Below are 19,427 nucleotides of genomic sequence, written 5' to 3' on the forward strand. Positions count from 1 at the left end.
CCCGGCAAGCCCCTTGGCGCGCAGCTGCAACACGGGCTTGATAGTGGGCGACGCGGGAGGAAAGTCGATGAGCGAAGGCGTGCCGGTGAACGCGGACTACGTCGTGGTGGGGGCCGGTTCGGCGGGCTGCGCCGTGGCGGCGCGGCTGTCGGAGGACCCGTCGGTGCGGGTGGTGCTGCTGGAGGCCGGGTCGCGCGACCGGAACCCCTGGCTGCATGTGCCGATCGGCTATGCCAAGACCATGTACCACCCGACCCTCTCCTGGAACCTGATGACCGAGCCGGAGCCGGAGCTGGGAGGCCGCCAGGTGCCCTGGCCGCGCGGGCGGGTCCTGGGCGGCTCCTCCGCCATCAACGGCCTGCTCTATGTTCGCGGCCAGCACGAGGATTACGACCACTGGCGCCAGCTCGGCTGCACCGGCTGGTCCTTCGAGGACGTGCTGCCCTATTTCCGCCGCGCCGAGGACCAGGAGCGTGGGCCGAGCGCCCTGCATGGCGTCGGCGGGCCGCTCGCCGTCAGCGACATCCGCGACCGCAACCCACTGGCCATGTCCTTCATCGAGGCGGCGGCGGAGCTTGGCTTCCCCCGCAACGACGATTTCAACGGCGAGACGCAGGAAGGCGCCGGCCTCTACCAGACCACCTCGCGCAAAGGCTGGCGGGTGAGCGCGGCGACAGCCTATCTCAAGCCCGCCCGCAACCGGCAGAACCTCACCGTGGTCGCCGATGCCCATAGCACCGGACTGCTGATGGAGGGCCGGCGGGCCGTGGGCGTGCGGTTCCGCCGCCATGGCACCGACCTCACCATCCGTGCGTCGCAGGAGGTGATCCTCTGCGGCGGCGCCATCGCATCGCCGCATCTGCTGCTCCTCTCGGGCATCGGGCCGGCGGAGCACCTGCAGGAGATGGGCCTGCCGGTGGTGCACGACCTGCCATCGGTCGGGACCAACCTGCAGGACCATTTCCAGGCGAGACTGGCCTATCGCGTCAACAAGCCGGTCAGCATGAACACGCGGACGCAAAGCCTCTGGGGCCAGTTCCTGATGGGCGCCGAATTCGCGCTGCGCCGCACCGGGCCGCTGACGGTCAGCGCCGGCACGGCCGGGCTCTTCGCCCGCGTCCTGCCCGGCAGCGCGACGCCCGACGTGCAGTACCATTTCCTGCCCTTCAGCACCTCGAAGACGATGACGGAGCTGCATCCCTTCCCCGGCATGACCATCAGCGCCTGCCAGCTGCGGCCCGAGAGCCGGGGAACGATCACCCTGGCGAGCCCCGACCCGGCGGCCAAGGCACGGATCCAGGCCAACTACCCCTCCACCGAGACCGACCGGCGCTGCATGATCGAGGGCATCAAGCTCGGCCGGCGCCTGGCGCAGACCCGGGCGCTCGGTCAGTGGGTCGAGGAGGAGATCGTGCCCGGCGCCGCGGCCGCGAGCGACGAGGAGATCCTCGCCTTCGTCCGCCAGACCGGCAACACGATCTACCACCCGAGCGGCACATGCCGCATGGGCGGCGATCCGGCGAGCGTGGTCGATCCGGAGCTCCGGGTGCGTGGGATCGAAGGGCTGCGCGTCGCTGATGCCTCGATCATGCCGACGGTCGTCTCGGGCAATACCAATGCCCCCGCCATCATGATCGGCGAAAAATGCGCCGACATGGTCAAGGCCGCGGCGCGGGTCAGATTGGCTGCCTGACCGCCGCGGCTGGGCAGAGGCGCGGCGGCATCAGGCCGGACTAGCGGCCTCATCGAGTCGCAGCACGCGGCTATGAAGGGACCGGCCGAGCGCCTGCTCGGCCGCGCGCCCGGCGCGGCGCAGCGCTGCGGGATCGAGCCCGGTGCCGAGCCCCATGGCCTCGAGCGCGGCAGCCAGATCCTCGGTGGCGCAGAACCCCCCGGCGCCGCCAAGCGCCGTATCGGCCTGCGTCAGCCCGGCCTCGATCGCCGCGAGCGTGTTGGCGATAGCGGTCCCGCGCCGGTCGGCGAATCGAGCGGCGAAGCTGGCGGTGGGCAGGCCGCCATGCAGCCAGCCGATCAGGTCCCGCACCCGCGGCGGCGTGGCGACGCCGCTGCCATCGGCGATGGCAATGCGGGTGATACCCAGTTCCGCGAGGCGCTCAGCTGCCGCCAACACGGTGGCCGGCTCCGTCACCTCGTCGAACGCTGCTCCGACGATACCGCAAAGGGTGAACTGGCCCCGTGCCAGCGCCACCATCTCCGTCAGATGCGACCAGCTTTCATCAGCCTCGGTGGCGGTGATGGAAAACACGACCTCATCGGGGCCCCAGCCACCATCCTGCGCCACGAGCGCGCGACGCACCGCCAGCAGGTCCGGGCATTGCGCCTGCAGGATCAGGCCGGGACGGCGCGTAGCGCCCCGCAACACCACCTCGGCATCGGCGAATTGCGCATGCCGCTCCGGGTCGAGCAGGTTGGTGATGCCGATACGGCGGAAGCCCGCACCGGCGATCGCCTTGATCAGGGCGAGTTTCGCCTCGGCAGGGACCGGAGCCTCGGCCAGGAGCGCCTCGCTCAACAGACATTCGCCCAACGCGACCTCGGCTTGGGCAGGCGCGGCGGAGCCGGTGATTTCCTCCAACTCGGCGTCGCTGGGAAGGTCGCTCATCGGACGGATTCCTCGCTGGCATCAGCCATCTATCGAGAGACTGCGGCGGCGGTTGCGTGCTGGCAAGATGGCGAAAGATGCTGCGGCGCAGCGACGCAAAAGCCGCCCGCCCCAGGGGGACGGACGGCTCGCGTCAGCGATCAGGGTTTGCTGGTCAGGCGTGGCCCGTGTCGAGCGCCGCAGGCGCCAGCTTGTAGCCTCCAGCCTCGGTCAGTAGCAGCCGCGCCTGGGACGGATCGGGCTCGATCTTCTGGCGCAGACGATAGACATGCGTCTCAAGCGTATGCGTCGTGACGGCGCTGTTGTAGCCCCAGACCTCGTTCAGCAGCACCTGCCGCAGCACCGGCTTGCCACCGGCGCGATAGAGGAATTTCAGGATCGCGCATTCCTTGTCGGTCAGCCGGATCTTCCGGCCACGTGCCGGCTCGTGGAGCATGCGGACGCTCGGGCGGAACATGTATGGCCCGATGGAGAAGACGGCATCTTCCGAGTTGTCGAAGATGCGCAGCTGGGCCCGGACGCGGGCCAGCAGCTCAGGCAGGCGGAAGGGCTTGGCGATATAGTCGTTGGCACCGGAGTCGAGGCCACGCACCACATCCTGTTCGCCATCGGCGCCAGTCAGCATGATCACCGGCATGCGGCGGCCATCGCGCCGCAGCTTGGCGCAGAAGTCACGGCCATCGGCATCGGGCAGGCCGATATCGAGCAGGATCGCGTCGTAGCGCGCATTGGCATTGGCGAGCTTGGCTTCCGCTTCACCCGCGCTCTCCGCCTCGTCCGCGGTGAAATCGCCGCCCAGCGCAAGCTGCTCGGCCAGGGTTGCGCGGAGGGCAGGATCATCCTCAACGATCAGGATCGGGCGCGGCGTCGTCATCAGGGCCTCCGGTCTGGGGAAGTCGGCAGCAGGAACTTGTTCGTTCTAAGGTCTATTAGTTTCTCTCAACCTATTGGATCAAATACTTCCTCTGCGCAAATGCACAATGGGTCATCGCACCTCGGCTCGGACACGATACCGTTAAGGAATGAGATGTTGTCGATATGACATTTAGGCTGTTCACCAAATCGTTGTTTCGCCGCCCATTCCGGGCCATCCGTTGCACTGTAACGCCACAGGCAGGCCGTCACCGGCTCGGAGTCGGATCCATTCGATTGCGCCACGTTGGCGATACGAGCGTCACACGCGATGGATGCAGGCACCCACCGGCGACACGGGAATTTGAGCAAGCCTGCGGCGCGTTGAGCCAGGCGCCTCGACAGCCAGGCGCGGCCAGGCATGATGCAGGCGACCGACTTGGAGGGGGAAACCATCATGACTCTCGGCTTTCGCATCCAACCCGTGACCAGCCGCGTCGATCCTGCGCTCTGCGCACGTGCCGCGGCCGTCCCGGCAGCGAATATCGGCGATGTGGTCAGCCGCATGCAGACCATGCGGGGCGGCTTCCGCGCCTTCGGTGGCACGCGGGCAGTGGCGGGCCCGGCCTTCACCGTGCGCGCCCGCTCCGGCGACAACCTGATGCTGCACCGGGCCATCGATATGGCGGCGCCGGGCGATGTCATCGTCGTCGATGCCGGTGGCGACCTCGCCATCGCCATCACCGGCGAGTTGATGATGGGCTGGGCCGCCCGGCGCGGCATCGCCGCGGTGATCGTGGACGGCGCGGTACGCGACGCGGCACAACTCCGGCAGTTGCCGATCGGCATTTGGGCCTGCGGCATCACGCCCTCCGGCCCCTACAAGGACGGGCCGGGTGAGATCGGCTATCCGGTATCCTGCGGCGGGCAGGTGGTGATGCCAGGCGACCTCATCATGGCGGATGAGGATGGCGTCGTCGTGCTGCCGGCAGCCGACGCCGCCGAGGCCATCGCCGCCGCCGAGGGCCATCAGGCCAAGGAGGCGAAGGCGCAGCAGGACATCGATGGCGGTGTCTGGGAGCGGGACTGGGTCGTCGCCTCGCTCAAGGCCAAGGGCTGCGGCGGGGCCTGAGGGGCTACCGCGGGGCGAGCCAACCCATGCTCGCCCCCGGCTCGGCATCCACGGTCGGCAGGTAGGGCTTGATGTCGAGCAAGGGGGTGCCGCTGGCGCAGTCGAGGTTGCGGACCAGCAGCACGCCCGGCTCGGCAAAGCCCTCGAAGCGCACGACGGACAGGGCGATGGGGTTGGGCCGCACCGGCGAGCGGGTGGCGAATACGCCACGCGGACCCGCGGCGAAACGCGGCAGGATGGTCAGCGGCGCATCGCCGCCGAGATGCATCCAGTACAGCAGGATCAGGTGCGAGAAGCTCTCGAGCTGGTCGAGACCATCACGCCAGGCCTCACCAATGACGGCGCGGCAGAGCGGGCGGGGGTCCGGCTGGCGCCCATTGCGGGGGCACTCCTCCGGCCTGGGCCAGGGTGTCTCCAGATGGCCGATCGGGGTCAGGGTGAAGCCGCGCACCGGGACAGCATAGGCGGTGCCGCGCCGCCAAGCCAGTCAGCGTGCCTGGATGCCCGGGTTGGGCGGAATGACCGGCGTGGTGGTTGGGCTGCGATTGGGCAGCGGCGCGCGGATGCCTGGGTCGATGCCGGCCTCCGGCCGCATCAAGCCGGTGTTGGGGGCCGGCGATTCGCTGCGCATCGGCATGGTGCCGGGCCTGCGCTCGGCGGATGGCGCACAGGCGGCGGCGAGCAGAGGCAGGCAGAGGATCATCCAGCATCGCATGGCCAGCCAACGCCGCCCGACTTGTCCGGTTCATCCGCTTGCCGGACGGGCGCGGAGGACTGATGCTGCACCGCGCCAGAGCGGGACGCTGCCCATGCTGACCCCAACCAACTCCCCCATCGTCGCCGCCTATATGGCGAAGACCCCACGTTCCGCCGCGCTGCATGCCGAGGCCTCGGCGCATCTGCCGAGCGGCATCGCCCATGACAGCCGCTATACCGACCCCTACCCGGTCTATGTCGCCCGCGCCGCCGGACCACGGAAATGGGACATGGACGGCAACGGGCTGATCGACTTCTACGGCGGCCATGGCGCGCTGCTGCTCGGCCATTGCAATCCGGCGGTGACCGAGGCGGCGCAGCGGCAGCTCGGCCTCGGGACGCATTTCGGCGCCTGCCATGCGCTGGAGCTGGGCTGGAGCCGGCTGGTCACGCAGATGGTGCCCTGTGCGGAACGGGTGCGCTTCACCTCCTCCGGCACCGAGGCGACGCATATGGCGCTGCGCCTCGCCCGCGCCTTCACCGGGCGGCGGAAGGTGATCCGCTTCCAGCGGCATTTCCATGGCTGGCACGACCACATGGCCTTCGGCGTCGACAATCATTTCGATGGCACCCCCTCCCCCGGCGTGCTCCCGGAACTCGCCGCCGAGGTGGTGCTGGTGCCGCCGAACGACCTCGAGGCGGTGACGCGTGCCTTCGAGGGCGACCCGGACATCGCTGCGGTGATCCTGGAGCCGACCGGCGCCTCCACCGGCATGATCCCGACCGGCGCCGCCTTCCTGCGCGGCCTGCGCAATACGGTCACCGCCCATGGCGCCGTGCTGATCTTCGACGAGGTCGTCACCGGCTTCCGCGTCTCGCCCGGCGGGGCGCAGCAGGCGCTCGGCGTCACGCCCGACCTCTGCACGCTGGCGAAGGTCGTCGCCGGCGGGCTGCCGGGCGGCGCGGTCGCCGGGCGGAAGGAGATCCTCGACTGGATCGACTTCGACGTCTCCGCCGCCAAGGGCCGGGAGAAGATCAAGCACCAGGGCACCTACAATGCCAACCCCGTCTCCGCGGCCGCAGGCATCGAGGCGCTGACCCAGATCCGCGACGGCGATGCCTGCGCCCGCGCCACCGCCGCCGCCACCGCGCTGCGCGCCGCCTTCAACCGCGTGCTGGCCGAGGAGGGCATCCCCTGGTCAGTCTATGGCGAGCATTCGGTGCTGCATTTCTTCACCAACCCCGATGGGCTGGCGATCGACCCCGAAGCCTGGGACGCCAATACCCAGCCGGTCGGTGTCTTCAAGACGGATCCGCGCAAGACGATGCTTGCGAAGCTCTACCTGTCGCTGGTGGTGAGTGGGCTGGACCCGAAGGGGCCACGTGGCGTGATCCTCTCGGCAACGCATGGCGAGGCAGAGATCGCGGAGGCGGCCGATGGCTGGCGCCGCGCCTTGCGGATGCTGAAGGAGGAAGGCGAGTTGCGGCCTTGAGCGCCTGCAGCCGCACTCTCCGGGACGGCGCCTTCGCGATGGTGACAATGGGCCGGGTCGGCGATTGAGCTACCCGGCGTTGGCGCGAATGGCCCCGCTCTCCAGCAGCGCCGCGATCTCCGGCTCGGAATAGCCGGCCTCACACAGGATGGTCGCGCTGTGCTCGCCGAGGCGCGGTGCCGGGGCGCGGTCACCGGTCGGGCTGGCGGAGAAGGTGAATGGCACGGCCATGCGGGTAATGGGGCCTTCGCTCGGATGCTCCTCGCGCCCGAAGAAGCCGGTGGCCAGCAGATGTGGGTCCTCGAAGATGCTGTCGAGCGTATGGACCGGCATCACCGGCAGATCGGCAGTGGTCAGGAGGTCCATCCATTCGGCGGTGCTGCGCTTGCGGAATTCCTCCGCGAGCATGGCCAGCACCTCGTCGATATGCCGCGTGCGCGTCGCATGGCTGGCGAAGCGCGGGTCGGTCGAGACCAGGTCGGGCCAGCCGACCGCAGCGCAGAAGGCGCGCCACTGGCGGTCGTTGTAGATCATCGTGCAGACATGGCCGTCGCGCGTGCGATAGGGGCGGCGGTCGGGCGAGAGCAGCCGTCCGTAGCCACCGGCATCGAGGGGCGGATCGAAGGTCTTGCCGCCTAGATGGTCGCCGAGGACGAAGTTCAGCATCGTCTCGAACATCGGCACCTCGACAAGCTGCCCCTCGCCGGCCCGCTCGCGGTGGACGAGCGCCGCATTGATCACCCCGACCGCGGCGAGGCCGGTGATCCGGTCCGCCATGGCGAGCGGCGCGTAGCGCGGCGTGCCGTCGCCGGTGCGGGCCTGCAGATGGGCAATGCCGGAGGCGCCCTGCATCAGGTCGTCATAGGCCGGGCGCGGCGCATAGGGGCCGCCCTGGCCGTAGCCGAGCACGGCGGCATAGACCAGGCGCGGATTCACCGCCCGCAGCGCCGGGTAGTCGAGGCCGAGCCGCGCCATCGCCGCCGGGCGGATATTGGTCACCAGCACATCGGCCGCCTCGGCCAGCCGCAGCAGCACGCCCCGGGCCTCCGGCCGCTTCAGGTCGAGCGCGATGCTGCGCTTGCCGCGGTTGATGGTGAGGAACATGCCCCCCATGCCGGGGCTGCGGCCGGGGCCGATGAGGCGCACCATGTCGCCCTCCGGCGCCTCCACCTTAGTGACCTCGGCGCCCATCTCGGCCAGGAGCTGGGTGCAATAGGGACCGACCAGGACGGTGGTGAGATCGAGAACGCGGATGCCCGCGAGTGGTCCGGGCATGCCGCCAGGTCCTTCCTTGCTTCAGCCCAAGCGGTACACCGCACGGGCATTGTCGGCCAGGATCATCCGGCGCTCCGCCTCGCTCATCTGCAGCTTGAAGGCGTAGCGTGGGTCATCGCTGTCCCAATGCGGATAATCGGTGGCGAAGAGCAGCCGGTCCCAGCCGATCCAATCAATGACCTGGCGCAGATGCTCCGGGCGCTCCGGCTCCTCGACCGGCTGGGTGGTGAACCAGAGATGGGATTTCAGATACTCGGATGGCTTGCGGCGCAGATGCGGCACCTCCGACCGGAGGCTCCGCCACAGGCCATCCATCCGCCAGCCCAGCGAGGGCACCCAGCCGAAACCACCCTCGATGATCACGACCTTGAGCCGCGGGAAACGGTCGAACACGCCTTCGAGGATGAAGCTGGCGCAGAGCGCCGCCATGCTCATGGCGACCGCCTGGTGTTCCTCGAAATAGAAGCTCGGCCAGCCGCCGCCCGTCACGCTGTGGCCGCTGGTGCCGAGGCTGTGCAGGCCGAGCGGCAGGCCATGATGCTCGGCAGCCTCGTAGATGGGCCAGTAGCGCTGGCGGCCGAGCGGCTCGAGCGCACGGCTCACCATGGCGATCTGGACGAAATCGGGTTGGCCGGCCCAGCGCTCGATCTCCCGCACCGAGGCGGCGGCATCCTCGCCGGGGATGGCGATGGTGGCCTTCAGCCGAGGCTCCCGCGAGGTCCAGTCCTCGCGCATCCAGTCATTGACGGCGCTGCTCAGCGCGGCCGCGAAGCCGGGATTGCGCTCGTCCATGCCGCGCGCCGCCAACGGCTGCAGCATGCCGTATTCGATATCGAGCGGGTCGAGATGCTGGCTCCGCATGAAATCAAGGTCGGAGCCGGGCGGCCCGCCGCCCGGTGGCCAGGAATCGTAGCGCGACAGCGCCGGCGTCGCCTTTGGATAGGGATGCGTGGTGGCGAAGGGCTGGCGCAGGCGGACACCGTATTCCTGCCGGTGGCGGCGCCACCGGTCCGGCAACCAGCGATCGAGCACCGCCAGGTCGCGCGGCGCCGGATGGATGTCGCCATCGACGAGGCGGAGGCGGGACCCGGACGGCGCCTCGGGCCGGGGCTGCGTGGTCGTGCTCATGGGCTCGCCTCCTCCAGCCGTGGATAGATCGCCAGCGCGTTGTCCCGCAGCACCCGTCCGTGCAACCGGCTCGGCAGACCGGGTGGCAGCGCCGCCTCGCCCTCGAAACGGGCATGGGGGTAGTCGGTGGCGAAAAGGAGAAGCTCGTCGCAGTCGATCATCTCGAGCAGCGCCTCCATCCCGACCGGATCCTCGGGCGCGTCGCCGGGCTGGATGGAGATGCGGATGCTCTCGCGCAGTATCCGGGCCGGCGACCGGTCGACCCAGGGGATCTCCTGCCGCATCGCCCGCCACATCTTCACGCTGCGCCACAGGAAGTTCGGCACCCAGCCGAATCCGCTCTCCAGCAGCACGACTTTCAGGCCCGGGTATTTGGTGAAGGCGCCCTCGGCGATCAGGCTGAGCAACTGGCTCTGGAAGGTCTGGGCGAAGGTCGTGTGGTCCTCGATCAGGTAGGTCGGCCAGCCATTGGCCGTCGGTGCATGCCGATTGGCGTTGCCGGCATGAAGCGCGATGGGCAGGCCGTGCCGCTCGGCGGCGGCCAGGATCGGCCAGTTCACCCGCCGGCCAAGCAGCGTCTCCGCCCCGCCGAACAGCAGCACATGGACGAAGCGTGGGTCCGCCGCACGGCGCTCGATCTCCTCGACCGCCAGCACCGGATCCTCGACCGGCACCAGGATGCCGGCGCGAAGCCGAGGCTCATTGTCCAACCACTCAGCCGCCATCCAGTCATTGGCGGCCCGGCAGAGGACCGCGGCGAGATCGGCATTGTGCAGGGCCGGGGCGCCGAAAAGCGGGTTGCAGATGCCGATGCTGGTTCCGAAAGGCTCGAGCGCCTCGCGCCGCACCGCCTCCACCGTGGCCCCGGCGAGGCCGTCCCCATGGCGCCAATCCGCCCGTGCGGTCAGTGGTGCGCCACGCGGGTAGAGGGCGAAGTCCAGCTCGTCGATGCCACGGCTGGCGATCACCTCCCGCCAGAAGGGCTCGAGATAGGGCAGCAAGGCGCGGCAGCCCGGTAGTGCCGGGTGCAGGTCGACATCGATGGCCCCTCCCATGCCCATCCTCCCGCCCATTGCCTCGGGCTTTCCGATGATGCTGGACCTCGGCCTCGCTGTCGGTCAACCGCCGTATCGGGACCTGAAAGAGCTGGTTAACCACATTGCGGCATGTCTCGCCCGGCGCGATTGGCGCTCAGGAACGGTGACCCGACCATGCCGACACTCATTGAGGCGACCCTGCCAACCTCCGGCCCCGAGGCGCCTCGCCGCCTGCTGATGATCCTTGGGCCGCTTGGCCTCGCAGCCCTGATGCTGCCGGCCGAGATCGGCATGGCGCTGGCGCTGATCGCCTCCCTGGCCTTCGGCATGGGCCTCGCCGGGCTTCGCCGCCATGGGGCCCTCGGCCTCCCCGATGCCATCGAGGACTGACCCTCTCGCTATCCTCGTTGCTCCGCACCGCGTAGCCGCGATGCGAAGCCCGGGCCATACTTGGCCTCGGCACCGCCATCCCGGTGGATGGCGGGTGTCCCCGGTCAGCCGGTGCCGCCAGCCCCGGCCAATTTACTGCCCCCCTGCCCCGTCGCCGCCCGCAGCCTGGGAAGCAGCACGATCATGGCGACGAAGAGGCTGAGCCAGAGCAGCCGTGCCTGGTAACGGTCGGCCGGGCCCGAAAGTCCACCGGTGATCGCCGCATTGCCGATCAGCGCTGCCAGCAGGAGGGCGACGAGGCCCAGCTCCGACAGGGACCAGCGGCGGCGCAGGCCGATCGCCACCAAGCCGAGGCAGAAGATGGCGAGGTGCAGTGGCGTCAACCCGTGGACGAAGGCATAGAGCTCGCCCATCTGTTGGCGGGAGGCGAGATAGGCCTCGTGTTCGCTCGGGAAGTAGCGGGCGATAATCGGCTCCGGCCCCGGCTGGCTGCGCCAAGGCTCCAGCCCGTCGCCGCTCGCCATGGTGACCAGCTGGTGCAGCGTGTTCCGCATCGCGTCAAGCAGGACGCCACCCGGATTCTCGGCCAGGACGCCACGGACGATGGCCTTGGCCTCGGGCGCCCAGGCCTTCGGCCCGCCAAGCTCGGTATAGAGCGGGCCGGTCAGGGTCCAGAGGAAGAGGTTATGCTCGGTTCCGGTCCCGATTTGGTCCCGCACAGCGCAGATCCTGTAGCCGATATCCGGGCAGTGGCGGTCGAGATAGGCGCGGCCCGTATCGTCGAAGATCAGCCGGGTGGCCAGGAAGACGGAGCCGAATGGCGAGATCGACAGCGCCCGATGCGCCACGCCGTTGATGGCGATCAGCGCCATGACCGCCAGCGCCGTGGGCGCCAGCATGCGGCCAAGGCCCCGCAGCGCCGGCACCGGCCCGCGGCGCAGGCCGATCAGCAGTGTCGCCAAGCCAGCCAGGCCAATCGCCAGCGGCACATGACTTTGATGCACGACGACGGCCAGGCTCGAGAGCAGCAGCAGATAGATTCTCTCACGCCGGGACAAGGCCCCCCACTGGAAGGCCAGCAGCCAGATGCAGAGCACCACGACGCCGGTGAAGAGGTCCGGCATGATCTGCGTAGTGACGAAGGGCAGGCCGCTCAGCATTGCCAGGGCCGCGGAGGTCACCACCAATGGCACCGGGCCGGGCTGCCGCTGCACCCGCAGCACCAAATGCAGGAGGTGCGCCATGATCAGCCCCTGACCGATCACCACCGGCCAGAGCGAGAGCCGCCAATGCAGCCCATGAATGAAAAGGCTGTAAAAGGGTGGCCGGTCCCAACCGGCATAGCCTATCAGCGCCTGGCCAAGATAGGTGCCGGTATCCGCAAAGACCAGCGGATAGCCGTTCCAGAGCGCTGGCCAGATCAGCAACAGGGCAGCTAGCCCGATGGCCCAGGGCGGACAGGTCTGGCTGACCGTACCCTCCGGCATGATATCCTTGAGCGCCAACGAAACCGTTGGAGGGTTTGGCTGTTGCAATGCGTTCAGCATCATCAGTGCGCTCTGGAAGGTGGCGATTTCCCAGGTAGTCCCGCAACCGGACCGAGTCATTTCCCACTTTGTTGAAAAACAGCAACGTGATGTGTCTTACTGTGGCACGGTATATGCTAGGCCTGAGCAATCCCCATTCGAGGAGTTGTTCCATGTCCCGGACCGTCCAACTCGCAGCCCGACCGGAGCCCATCAGGGTCGTGCCCGAGGAGACGGCGCTGATCGTCGTTGACATGCAGAACGCCTATCTCTCGCCTGGCGGCTACATCAACCTTGTGGGATTCGATGTCAGTGGTTCCCCGCCCGTCATCGAGGAAACGGCGCAGGTGGTCGCCGCCTGCCGGGCTGCCGGCATCCCGGTGATCTACTTGCAGAACGGCTTCTCGCCCGATCAGCGGGAGGTTGGCGGCCCTTCGGCGCCTGTTTGGCACAAGTCCAATGCGCTGAAATTCATGCGGGCGAACGAGGCCTATGCGGGGAAGCTCATCACCCACGGCACCTGGGACCATGCGATCGTCGATCCGCTGACGCCGGAGCCGGGCGATCTCGTCGTGCCGAAGTCGCGCTACAGCGGCTTCGCTGGCACAGGGCTCGAGCAGATCCTGGCTTCCCGGCGGATCAGGACGCTGCTCGTCGCCGGCGTCGCCACCAATGTCTGCGTCGAGAGCACCATCCGGGACGCCTATCACCGGGAATTCTTTCCGGTCATGATCACGGACGCGACCATGGCGGCAGGGCCCGGGGCACAGGAAGCCACGGAGTTCAACGTCGAGAAATTCTTCGGGTGGCTGAGCACCGGGGCCGAAGTCAGGGCTGCCCTGCGCAACAACCAATAGAAAAGCCGGGGAGATCAACCTCTCCCCGGCCTTTCATCTAGGTCAACAAGATCAGTCGCGCTGGAGAGCCTGCACGATCTCCTGCGTGACCTTCTTGGCATCGCCGAACAGCATCATGGTGTTTGGGCGGAAGAACAACTCATTGTCGACCCCGGCATAGCCACTTGCCATGCCGCGCTTGATGAAGAAGACGGTCTTCGCCCGCTCCACATCGAGGATCGGCATGCCGTAGATCGGGCTGGACTTGTCGGTCTTCGCCGCCGGGTTGGTCACGTCATTGGCGCCGATGACGAAGGCCACATCCGCATCGGCGAATTCCGGGTTGATCTCTTCCAGCTCTTTCACGTCCTCATAAGGAACGTTCGCCTCGGCCAGCAGCACGTTCATATGCCCGGGCATACGGCCCGCAACCGGGTGGATGGCGTATTCCACCTGCGCGCCTTCCTTCTTGAGCAGATCGCCCATCTCCCGCAGCACCTGCTGGGCCTGCGCCACCGCCATGCCATAGCCGGGCACGACGATGATCTTCTGGGCATTCCTCATGATGTAGGCAGCGTCCTCCGGGCTGCCGGCCTTCACCGGCGCCCGGTCACCCGTTGCACCGCCACCGGCCGCCGCACCGCCCGCATCCGTGCCGAAGCCGCCCAGCAGCACGTTGATGATGCTGCGGTTCATGCCCTTACACATGATGTAGGAGAGGATGGCACCCGAGGCGCCGACCAGCGCGCCGGTCACGATCAGCAGGAGGTTGCTAAGCGTGAAGCCGATGCCCGCCGCTGCCCAACCGGAATAGCTGTTCAGCATCGAGACGACGACCGGCATGTCGGCGCCGCCGATCGGGATGATCAGCAGGAAGCCAAGCGCGAAGGCGAGGATGGCGATCAGCCAGAACAGCGCCGCGCTGCCCGAGGCAACGAAGCCGATGATCAGCACCACCAGCAGGATGCCGAGGCCGAGGTTCAGCCAGTGCTGACCCTTGAAGGTGATCGGCGCGCCGGACATCAGCGCCTGCAGCTTGGCGAAGGCGATGACCGAGCCGGAGAAGGTGATGGCACCGATGGCGAGGCCGAGCGACATCTCGACCAGCGAGCCGCCATGGATCTCACCGGCATGGCCGATGCCGAAGCTCTCCGGCGCGTAGAAGGCGGCTGCCGCGACGAAGACCGCCGATAGGCCGACCAGCGAGTGGAAGGCGGCAACAAGCTGCGGCAGCGCCGTCATCTGGATGCGGGAGGCGATATAGGCGCCGGCGCCGCCACCGATGGCCAGCGCCAGGATGATCAGCCCGATCCCGCCCCCGCCCATCCCCGGGCGCAGCAGGGTCGCCACGATGGCGATGCCCATGCCGACCATGCCGAACAGGTTGCCCTGCCGTGAAGTGGTCGGGTGGGACAGGCCACGCAGCGCGAGGATGAAGAGGACGGCGGCGACGAGATAGGCGAACGTCGAGAGGGTTGCGGCCACGGTCTCAGCCCTTCTTCTTCGACTGGAACATGGCCAGCATCCGGCGCGTCACGATGAAGCCGCCGAAGATATTCACCGCGGCCAGCGCGGCAGCCAGGAAGCCGAAGACCTGCGCCGCCAGGCTCTCACCGAGCCCGGTCGCCAGGATGGCGCCGACGACGATCACCGAGGAGATGGCATTGGTGACGCCCATCAGCGGGCTGTGCAGCGCCGGCGTCACGTTCCACACAACGTAATAACCAACGAAGCAGGCCAGCAGGAAGATCGTCAGCAGGAAGAGGAAGGGATCGGCCGCCGCGGCCACGGGCGCGACATGGGTCTCGGCCATGGCGCGAGCCTGCTGGGCCAGTTCCAGGGCGCGCTGCGCCGTGGCGCTGGCCTGGTTGGCCAGGTCAGTGGGATTCATCGCTCTGGTCTCCTCAGGCGGCCTGGGCGGGGGCGAGGCTTGGGTGGATCACGGCGCCGCCACGGGTCAGCAGCACGCCTTTCACGATCTCATCGCTCTCCGGCAGCTTCGGCGCTTTGGCTTCCTTGTCCCAGAAGGTCGTCAGGAAGGTCAGCAGGTTCCGGGCATAGAGGGCGGAGGCCGCGGCCGGGATGCGGCCGGGCCAGTTGGAATGGCCAAGGATGGTCACGCCATTCTCGGTGGTCACCACCTCGCCGGGCTTGGTCAGCGCCACGTTGCCGCCGGCATCGGAGGCGATGTCGACGATGATGCTGCCCGGCTTCATGCTGCGGACCATCTCGGCCGTCACCAGCGTCGGCGCCTTGCGGCCCTGCACCAGGGCGGTGGTGATGACGATGTCCTGCTTGGCGATATGGGTTGCCACCACCTCGGCCTGCTTGGCGTAGAAATTGGCCGAGAGTTGCTTGGCGTAGCCGCCTGCCGTCTGGGCCGCCTTGCTCTCCTCGTCCTCATAGCCGACGAAGCTGGCGCCGAGGGACTTGATCTCCTCCTTGGCAGCTGGCCGCACATCGGTCGCCGAGACGCGGCCGCCGAGGCGGCGTGCCGTGGCGATCGCCTGCAATCCGGCGACGCCCGCGCCCATGATGAAGACATTGGCGGCCGGGATGGTGCCGGCCGCCGTCATCAGCATCGGGAAGCCTCGGTCGAAGGCCGCTGCAGCCTCGATGACGGCGCGATAGCCGGCGAGATTGGCCTGGGAGGAGAGGATATCCATGCTCTGCGCCCGGGTGATGCGTGGCAGCAGTTCCATCGCCCCGGCCTCGAGGCCGAGTTGGGCATAGGTCGCCGCCATCTCCGGCGTCGCCTGGAGCTGGCCCAGCAGCAGGGTTCCGCGGGCAATCAAGGAGAGCTCGTCGACAGCACCCTCACCGGTGCCGAGCGGCGCACGCACCTTCAACACGATGCCGGCGCCATGCAGCGCGCTGGCCGCATCCGGGGCGAGTTCGGCACCGGCGGCGGCATACTCCGCATCCGGGATGCCGGCGCTGAGCCCGGCCCCAGCCTCGACCGCGACGGTCAGGCCGAGGGCGATGAATTTCTTCACCGTCTCCGGCGTGGCGGCGACCCGGGTTTCGGCCGGACGGCGTTCCTTGAGCACTGCAAGTCGCATGCGGGTATCCCCCTTCGGGCGCGGAACATGCGCATCCGCGCCAGGGGAGGCAAGACAGAATCTCCAAGCCGTGGCCATGGTTTTGGGCAGATCCAGCCACCAGCCCAGAGATTAGGCGCCCCCCGGCCTAGCCCGGTGGGACGTTCGCCATTGGTGGCGGGACCCCCGCCTCCCGCAGACCCTCGGCCTGACGCTCGGTCAATGCGGCCTCGGAGAAGTCCTGCGCCAGCTCCATGAACATCTGGTGCCAGTTGATCTGGGCGCGGAGCCGCAGGAAGACGCTGCCGAGGCCGATCGCGGCGCGATCCATGAGCGGGAATTCGCGCGGGATGCGCACGCCACCGGTGCGCTTCAGCCCCTCATGCACCTTGGCCGCCATCTTGCGGCCATAGGACATGTCATCGACCTCCTGGATCGGCCGCACCCGGTCCTGCACCAAGGGCTCGTAGAGGAACTTCGCCCAGAGGCTCAGCACCTCCATCGTCTCCTTGGAGAGGTTGCGGAAGCCCCAGATGCGGTAGGCCTCGGCGGCTTTCTCGTCGTCGCCGTCGCGCACCGCCTCGTAGAGCAGGATCACGCCGCCGACGAAGCTTGGCGGGAAGACGCGGATGGTTCCGAAATCGAGGAGGTTGATGCCCTCGCGGTCCGGCCGGACCTGGTAGTTGCCGAGATGCGGGTCCCCATGGATGACGCCGTACTGGTAGAAGGGCTTGTACCAGGCGCGGAACAGGGCCTTGGCATAGGCATTCCGCTCCTCCAGCGGCGGGTCCTCCTCGAGCCGCTTGATGATGGCGCGACCATCGAGCCAGCTCATCGTCAGCAGCCGCTTGGTGCAGAGGCCCTCGACCGGCGTCGGGATCGAGACATCCGGCGTGTCGCGCATCATGATGCCGTAGAGGCGCATCTGCGAGGCCTCGCGGAGGTAGTCGAGCTCCTCGCGCAGCCGGTCGCACATCTCCTGATAGACCTCGCCATTGTCGAGGGCGCTGTCCATCCGCCGATAGAGGCTGACGGCCAGCTTGAGCTGACGGAGATCGGCCTCCACCACGCTTGGCATGTCGGGGTACTGCAGCTTGCAGGCCACCTCCCGGCCATCCGGCAGGGTCGCACGATGCACCTGCCCAAGGCTGGCGGCGGCGGCGGCCTCACGGCCGAAGCTGGTGAAGCGGCTCTCCCAGCCTGGCCCGAGCTCGGAGCCCATGCGCCGGCGCACGAAAGGCCAGCCCATGGGCGGAGCATTGGACTGCAGGGTAGCCAGCTCCTGCGCATAAGCTTCCGGCAGGGCGTCGGGCACGGTGGAGAGGAATTGCGCCACCTTCATCAGCGGACCCTTCAGCCCGCCAAGGATGGCCTTCAGATCCTCCGCATGCGCTGCCTTGTCGGTTTTCACCCCAAAGAAGCGCTCGCCGGCCACGCGGGCGGCGATGCCTCCGACGGCGCCGGAGGTTCGCGCCATCCGGCGCAGTTCGCCGAAGATGGTGCTGTCGGGGCTGCGCTCAGACATCACGTTCCAATTCATCGATAAAGCCGGCGATCACGTCGAGGCCGCGCTGCCAGAAAGCCGGGTCGGAAGCATCGAGGCCGAAGGGCGCCAGCAATTCCTTGTGCCGCAGCGTGCCGCCGGCGCGCAGCAGGTCGAGATACTTGCGCTCGAAGTCGGGCACTGCCCCGTCGCGGTAGACGCCGTAGAGGGCGTTCACCAGGCAATCCCCGAAGGCATAGGCATAGACATAAAAGGGCGAATGGATGAAGTGCGGGATATAGGCCCAGTAGACGCCGTAATCCTCGGTGAATTCGAAGGCAGGGCCGAGGCTCTCGCGCTGCACCTGCATCCAGAGCTCGGCGATGCGTTCGGCGGAGAGCTCGCCCTTGCGGCGCTCCTCATGCAGCAGCGTCTCGAAGCGGTAGAAGGCGATCTGCCGCACCACCGTGTTCAACATATCCTCGACCTTGCCGGCCAGCATCAGCCGCCGGCGCTTCGGGTCCTGCTCGGCATCCAGCAACCCGCGGAAGGTCAGCATCTCGCCGAAGACGGAGGCGGTCTCGGCCAGTGTCAGCGGCGTGCCCGAGAGCAGGTAGCCCTGCGCCCCGGCGAGGATCTGATGGACGCCATGGCCCAGCTCATGCGCCAGCGTCATCACGTCGCGCGACTTGCCGTGATAGTTGAGCAGCAGATAGGGGTGCGCACTCGGCACGGTCGGATGGGCGAAGGCGCCGCTCGCCTTGCCGGGGCGGAGCGCAGCGTCGATCCAGGGCTTGTCGAAGAAGCGGCCACCGATATCGGCCAGCTCCGGGCTGAAGGCACGGTAGCTGTCGAGCACGGTCCGCACCGCATCCGGCCAGGCGATGCTGCGGTCCTGCTCCTCCGGCAGCGGGGCGTTGCGGTCCCAATGCTGCAGCTTCGGCAGGCCGAGCCACTTCGCCTTCATGCTGTAATACCGGTGCGAGAGGCGCGGGAAGTTGTCCCGTACCGCCGTCACCAGCGCGTCCACCACCTCATCCTCGACCATGTTGGCCCGGTTGCGGGAGGAGCCCGGGCGCGGGTAACGGCGCCAGTTGTCGATGATCTCCTTGTCCTTGGCGAGGGTATTGGTGACCAGCGAGAAGAGCCGGACCTGGCTGCCGAAGGCAGCCGAGACCCCCTCCGCCGCCGCCGCCCGCACCGCACGATCGCGGTCCGACAGGCGGTTGAGGGCGGCGGACACGGTCAGCTCCTCCTCGCCTACCTTCACCTGCATATTGGCGATGGTCTCATCGAACAGCCGATTCCAGGCCGAGCGGCCGGTGACCTCCTTCTCATGCAGCAGCTTCTCGAGCTCGTCCGAGAGCTGATGCGGACGGAAGACGCGAAGGTCGCGCAGCCAGGGCTGCCAACGGGCAAGTGCGGGGCTGCCAGCGAGCTTGCGCTCGATCTCGGCATCCTCCAGCCGGTTCAGCTCCAGGGTGAAGAACAGCAGATGGCTGCTGATCGTCGTCACCCGCTCCTGCAGCGTCTGGTAGAAGCGGCCATTGGCCGGGTCGGTCGCATCGCCGGCGAAGATCAGCTGGCCGAAGCTCATCGCCCGGCCCAGGACCTCCTCGATCCGTTCATACTCGGCGATCGCCTCGGCCAGGGCATCCCCGGAGAGGCCGCCAAGCCGCCCGGCAAGGCGGCTGGCGAAGGCCTTCCCCTCGGCCTCGGCACGATCGAGGTCGGCCGTGAGCTTCGGATCGTCGGGCGACGCATAGAGGTCGGACAGGTCCCAGACCGGTAGCGGCGGGCCCGGCTCGCCACCGGCATCCAGCGGCGAGGCTACCAGCCCATGCAGGACCGGGAGGGAGGATGCGGCCGCGGCGGTATCCGCGGCGGCCTGGGGCGGGTTCGATTGGGGCTCGGC

18 protein-coding genes are annotated in these 19,427 nt (G+C 68.2%); 5 read left to right on the top strand and 13 right to left on the bottom strand.

The window, feature by feature from the left end:
- Window positions 1-67: 67 nt before the first annotated feature.
- Window positions 68-1,693 carry a GMC family oxidoreductase gene (locus BLR02_RS18510; RefSeq protein WP_090664212.1) on the top strand — a complete coding sequence of 542 codons (1,626 nt, stop codon included), beginning with the start codon at window positions 68-70 and terminating at the stop codon, window positions 1,691-1,693.
- Between the two features lie 30 nt (window positions 1,694-1,723).
- Here BLR02_RS18510 and BLR02_RS18515 read toward each other — a convergent pair whose 3' ends face one another.
- Both BLR02_RS18515 and BLR02_RS18520 read right to left on the bottom strand, forming a co-directional pair.
- Window positions 1,724-2,623 carry a beta/alpha barrel domain-containing protein gene (locus tag BLR02_RS18515; protein ID WP_090664213.1) on the bottom strand — a complete coding sequence of 300 codons (900 nt, stop codon included), beginning with the start codon at window positions 2,621-2,623 and terminating at the stop codon, window positions 1,724-1,726.
- Between the two features lie 154 nt (window positions 2,624-2,777).
- Entirely contained in the window at window positions 2,778-3,497 is a 720-nt protein-coding gene (locus BLR02_RS18520; RefSeq protein ID WP_090566271.1) for a response regulator transcription factor, read from the bottom strand.
- 435 nt (window positions 3,498-3,932) lie between these two features.
- Between BLR02_RS18520 and BLR02_RS18525 the strand changes: the two genes are divergently transcribed.
- A complete protein-coding gene (locus BLR02_RS18525) occupies window positions 3,933-4,607 on the top strand; it encodes an RraA family protein (protein WP_090566576.1) in 675 nt (224 codons plus the stop codon).
- Between the two features lie 4 nt (window positions 4,608-4,611).
- On the opposite strand, the gene tsaA is transcribed toward BLR02_RS18525, so the two are convergent.
- The gene (gene tsaA / locus BLR02_RS18530; RefSeq protein WP_176849666.1) at window positions 4,612-5,058 is read right to left on the bottom strand and encodes a tRNA (N6-threonylcarbamoyladenosine(37)-N6)-methyltransferase TrmO; all 447 of its coding nucleotides are present in this window, start codon (window positions 5,056-5,058) and stop codon (window positions 4,612-4,614) included.
- 36 nt (window positions 5,059-5,094) lie between these two features.
- Window positions 5,095-5,322, bottom strand: coding sequence for a hypothetical protein (locus tag BLR02_RS18535; RefSeq protein ID WP_218127989.1), 228 nt, complete (start codon window positions 5,320-5,322; stop codon window positions 5,095-5,097).
- Between the two features lie 94 nt (window positions 5,323-5,416).
- Between BLR02_RS18535 and BLR02_RS18540 the strand changes: the two genes are divergently transcribed.
- The gene (locus tag BLR02_RS18540) at window positions 5,417-6,796 is read left to right on the top strand and encodes an aspartate aminotransferase family protein (protein ID WP_245704847.1); all 1,380 of its coding nucleotides are present in this window, start codon (window positions 5,417-5,419) and stop codon (window positions 6,794-6,796) included.
- Window positions 6,797-6,865: 69 nt separating this feature from the next.
- Here BLR02_RS18540 and BLR02_RS18545 read toward each other — a convergent pair whose 3' ends face one another.
- Genes BLR02_RS18545 through BLR02_RS18555 form a run of 3 tightly spaced genes read right to left on the bottom strand, consistent with a single transcriptional unit; the run spans window position 6,866 to window position 10,254 of the window.
- Window positions 6,866-8,071, bottom strand: a complete 1,206-nt coding sequence (locus BLR02_RS18545; protein WP_090664216.1) for a CaiB/BaiF CoA transferase family protein — start codon at window positions 8,069-8,071, stop codon at window positions 6,866-6,868.
- Window positions 8,072-8,092: 21 nt separating this feature from the next.
- Window positions 8,093-9,199 carry an amidohydrolase family protein gene (locus BLR02_RS18550; RefSeq protein WP_090664217.1) on the bottom strand — a complete coding sequence of 369 codons (1,107 nt, stop codon included), beginning with the start codon at window positions 9,197-9,199 and terminating at the stop codon, window positions 8,093-8,095.
- Window positions 9,196-10,254, bottom strand: a complete 1,059-nt coding sequence (locus BLR02_RS18555; RefSeq protein WP_218127990.1) for an amidohydrolase family protein — start codon at window positions 10,252-10,254, stop codon at window positions 9,196-9,198. The genes BLR02_RS18550 and BLR02_RS18555 overlap by 4 nt, the downstream gene beginning before the upstream one ends.
- A gap of 156 nt (window positions 10,255-10,410) precedes the next feature.
- Here BLR02_RS18555 and BLR02_RS18560 point away from each other — a divergent pair, with 156 nt between their 5' ends.
- Window positions 10,411-10,626: a hypothetical protein gene (locus tag BLR02_RS18560; RefSeq protein WP_090566256.1), complete on the top strand. Its 216-nt coding sequence runs from the start codon at window positions 10,411-10,413 to the stop codon at window positions 10,624-10,626.
- 104 nt (window positions 10,627-10,730) lie between these two features.
- On the opposite strand, the gene BLR02_RS18565 is transcribed toward BLR02_RS18560, so the two are convergent.
- Window positions 10,731-12,053: a hypothetical protein gene (locus BLR02_RS18565; RefSeq protein WP_218127991.1), complete on the bottom strand. Its 1,323-nt coding sequence runs from the start codon at window positions 12,051-12,053 to the stop codon at window positions 10,731-10,733.
- 272 nt (window positions 12,054-12,325) lie between these two features.
- On the opposite strand from BLR02_RS18565, the gene BLR02_RS18570 reads away from it, so the two are divergent.
- Window positions 12,326-13,009, top strand: coding sequence for an isochorismatase family protein (locus BLR02_RS18570; RefSeq protein ID WP_143018189.1), 684 nt, complete (start codon window positions 12,326-12,328; stop codon window positions 13,007-13,009).
- A 51-nt stretch (window positions 13,010-13,060) separates the two neighbouring features.
- Here the strand turns inward: BLR02_RS18570 and BLR02_RS18575 are convergent, their stop codons facing one another.
- The 5 genes from BLR02_RS18575 to BLR02_RS18595 all read right to left on the bottom strand — a co-directional run bounded on the left by BLR02_RS18575 (window position 13,061) and on the right by BLR02_RS18595 (window position 19,358).
- Window positions 13,061-14,473, bottom strand: a complete 1,413-nt coding sequence (locus BLR02_RS18575; RefSeq protein ID WP_090566248.1) for an NAD(P)(+) transhydrogenase (Re/Si-specific) subunit beta — start codon at window positions 14,471-14,473, stop codon at window positions 13,061-13,063.
- A 4-nt stretch (window positions 14,474-14,477) separates the two neighbouring features.
- Window positions 14,478-14,879 carry an NAD(P) transhydrogenase subunit alpha gene (locus tag BLR02_RS18580; protein WP_090566245.1) on the bottom strand — a complete coding sequence of 134 codons (402 nt, stop codon included), beginning with the start codon at window positions 14,877-14,879 and terminating at the stop codon, window positions 14,478-14,480.
- A 13-nt stretch (window positions 14,880-14,892) separates the two neighbouring features.
- Window positions 14,893-16,050, bottom strand: a complete 1,158-nt coding sequence (locus BLR02_RS18585; protein ID WP_090566241.1) for a Re/Si-specific NAD(P)(+) transhydrogenase subunit alpha — start codon at window positions 16,048-16,050, stop codon at window positions 14,893-14,895.
- Window positions 16,051-16,177: 127 nt separating this feature from the next.
- A complete protein-coding gene (locus tag BLR02_RS18590; RefSeq protein WP_245704848.1) occupies window positions 16,178-17,554 on the bottom strand; it encodes an ABC1 kinase family protein in 1,377 nt (458 codons plus the stop codon).
- Window positions 17,547-19,358 (bottom strand): M3 family oligoendopeptidase, encoded by a 1,812-nt coding sequence (locus BLR02_RS18595; RefSeq protein ID WP_090664246.1) that lies wholly within the window; start codon window positions 19,356-19,358, stop codon window positions 17,547-17,549. Before BLR02_RS18595 ends, BLR02_RS18590 begins: the two co-directional genes overlap by 8 nt.
- Between the last annotated feature and the right edge of the window lie 69 nt (window positions 19,359-19,427).

Origin of the sequence: Belnapia rosea, assembly GCF_900101615.1 — a bacterium.
GTDB classification, from domain to species: domain Bacteria; phylum Pseudomonadota; class Alphaproteobacteria; order Acetobacterales; family Acetobacteraceae; genus Belnapia; species Belnapia rosea.